Origin of the sequence: Nostocoides sp., assembly GCF_035343835.1 — a bacterium.
GTDB classification, from domain to species: Bacteria; Actinomycetota; Actinomycetes; order Actinomycetales; family Dermatophilaceae; genus Nostocoides_A; species Nostocoides_A vanveenii.
In genome coordinates, this window is record NZ_DAOQZV010000350.1 from 1 (window position 1) to 2313 (window position 2313).

The window sequence follows — 2313 nt, forward strand, 5'->3', positions numbered from 1 at the left end:
CGGCGAGGGTACGCGCGCCAGCTCGGCGCGGCGCGCGCCGAGCGCTCGGGCCCGATCCACGAGGTCGCTGCTGGCCCCGGTCACCAGATCGGCCGCCGTGATCGCCGCACGCTCGACGCGTTCGGCCAGCCGGGAGCGCAGACCGGTCATCGGGGGTGACTCGTTGTGCAGGCTCAGCACAACCGCCGCCCGGTTGGCTCGCCGATGGGCGCGACCAGAGGTGCGGGCGCCCCGGAACGCGCGGAACCCGCCACGTCCGAGTCTCGGCAGGAGCGCCGCGACGAGCGCTCCGGCCTGATGCCCGTGGGCGTGCACGATGTCGCCATCGCGCAGGATCGCGCGCAACCGCCGCAGGGAGCGCGGATCCGGCCGCCGGGGGTCGGGCCAGGCCAGCACGGCATCGTCGATCCCGAAGGTCGTTGCCGTGAGCGGATCGGTCACCACGGTGACGTGGTGGCCGGCAGCGCGCAGGCCTGCGGCAAGGTCGACGACGTGGGTGCCGATGCCGCCGGTGGACTTGCCGAGCACCAGGATGATGTGCAGGGCGTTCATCGCGTTCGACCGAGCCGGGAGCGCAGGGCGCGGACCTGTGCGGGTGCGGCGAGCGCCACCCCCGAGACTGTGATCAGGGCGGCCAGCCCGCCGGTGACCACCCCGCTGGACACGGCGGCCACGACACCGTCGGGATCCGGGAGCAGATGCGCCAGCACCCGGGCCGCGAGCGTGCCGGCGACGCTGCCGACGGCCAGCCCGATAACGACACGCGGCAGACCGGCGAGTGCGGCGCTCCCCCATGCGTGGTGCACCAGTCCCAGCAGCCCGAGCGCGGCCAGAGTCATGCCGACGCTCGAACCGACACCGATCACCGTCAGGGTCCACGCCGTGTCCGTGCGCCCGATGGTCAACACCACCGGCACCACGGCTGCGAGCACCCAGCCGGCGGCGACGACGGTGGACGCGGTCCGCGCGCGCCCACGGACATAGAGCGCGCGCGTGAGCAGGGCGCACACGCCGAACCCGACCAGGCCCGGCGCGAAGGCGGTCATGGCGGTCGGCAGGGCAGCCAGCGCCGTCGCTCCCGGGCCGGAGCGACCCGCGTCGACGGCCGAGAAGAAGGCACCCAGTGCGGGCGCGGCGGCGATCAGGGCGGCAGCCGCGGCACCACTGAGCACGATGATTGCCCCGAGCGACCCGGCCAGGGCCTGCCCGGCGCGCGGGTCGCGGCCATCGCCGGCCGCCAGCACAGGAAAAGCCGCGGTCGCGATGGGGACGGCGAGCACGGCATACGGGAGCAGATAGGTCGCCTGGACGTACTGATAGGCGTTGATGGTGCCGAGCGCGGCACGCTGATTGGTCAACCAGAGCACGACGGCGACGCTCGCTTGTTGTGCCAGCAACGCGAGCAGCCCGGCGCTCGCCAGCCGCCTGGCCCGCACGGCGCTGTCGAACGGGAAGCGGAAGGTCGGGCGCAGACGAACACCAACCCGACCCAGGGACGGAATCAGCGTCGCCACCAGGGCGAGCACGCCACCGGTGGTCCCCCAGGCCAGGACCGCGACGGCCACCTCCGATGAGGTGTGACCGCTGGCGACCAGGGCGCCATAGGCCAGGTAGGTCGTGATCACCACGATGCTGGAGATCAGCGGGGCGAGTGCGGCCGCGACGAAGCGCCGATGGGCGTGGAGAATGCCGGTCACCACGATCCCGATGCCATAGAGCACGATCTGCGGGGCGAAGATGAGCAGCATGCGAGCGGCAAGGTCGCGGGCGTCACCAGGCGGGTAGATGACACCGGCGATCGCCCGCGCGGCAAGCGCGACCGCCACGGTCACCGGCACGAGAATCGCCATCGCCCACGTCAACAGGGCCGAGCCGATGCCATCGGCGGCGTCCCGGTCGCCGTCCGCAACCCGGCCGGCCAGGAGTGGCACCGCCACAGCCGACAGGATGCCGCCCGCCGCGACCTCGTAGACGACATTCGGGACCGTGTTCGCCGATTGATACGGGGCGCCGACGGCCGTGGTCCCGACGCAGGCGGCAAAGACGAGGGTGCGCGCAAAACCCGCCACCCGCGAGGCGAGGTTGAGGACGGCGATGGAGCGGGCCGCGGACCCGATGCCGGGATGCCGCGCGGGCCGGCTGGCGGCCTCGCTCATCGGCGACCCCAGGCGTCGAGCTCCCGCAGCACCGGGGTGGACTCGATGACCGTGGTGAAGCTGACTCGCTCGGAGGCGAGGGTCAGCCCGGCGAGCGTGCCGAGGACGAGGGCGCGCCCGACGGGGCCGGTGCGGGCGACCACGGCCGCACCGACCA

The 2313-nt window shown here is 73.5% G+C and carries 2 protein-coding genes; both read right to left on the reverse strand.

Annotated features, from left to right (window positions below; all coding sequences use genetic code 11):
• The coding region (locus tag PKH97_RS15965) for a glycosyltransferase (RefSeq protein ID WP_324388599.1) at positions 1–552 on the reverse strand (552 nt) is incomplete at its 3' end.
• On the reverse strand, positions 549–2156 hold the full coding sequence (locus PKH97_RS15970) for a lipid II flippase MurJ (protein WP_324388600.1): 1608 nt from the start codon (positions 2154–2156) through the stop codon (positions 549–551). The genes PKH97_RS15965 and PKH97_RS15970, both read right to left, overlap by 4 nt.
• Positions 2157–2313 lie beyond the last annotated feature (157 nt).